This window comes from Mesorhizobium sp. M1A.T.Ca.IN.004.03.1.1 (assembly GCF_003997555.1).
Taxonomy (GTDB): domain Bacteria; phylum Pseudomonadota; class Alphaproteobacteria; order Rhizobiales; family Rhizobiaceae; genus Mesorhizobium.
The window spans coordinates 1-236 of the sequence record NZ_RZTV01001080.1 but is presented as its reverse complement, the minus strand read 5'-3'; the positions used below and the strand labels follow the sequence as shown (position 1 = coordinate 236).

General features: G+C 65.3%; 1 protein-coding gene. It reads left to right on the top strand.

Features of this window, described 5'->3' with window-relative positions; genetic code table 11:
• On the top strand, positions 1 to 236 hold a 236-nt coding region (locus EOD29_RS35000; RefSeq protein ID WP_206520627.1), incomplete at both ends, for an aminotransferase class IV.

The window sequence follows — 236 nt, the reverse complement described above, 5'->3', positions numbered from 1 at the left end:
ATGACGGATCCGTGGTGACCCCGCCTCTTGGCGGCACGATCCTGCCGGGCATCACTCGGGCCTCGGTGATCGTGCTCGCTGGAGAAAAGGGCTTGCGCGTCGAACAGCGTCCCTACTCCTTCGCGGAATGGCAGCAGGACGCAACCAGCGGCAAGCTCGTCGAAGCCTTCGCTTGCGGCACTGCCGCGGTCCTGGCTGGCATCGGCTTGGTTCGACATGCCGGCGGCGAATTTCTG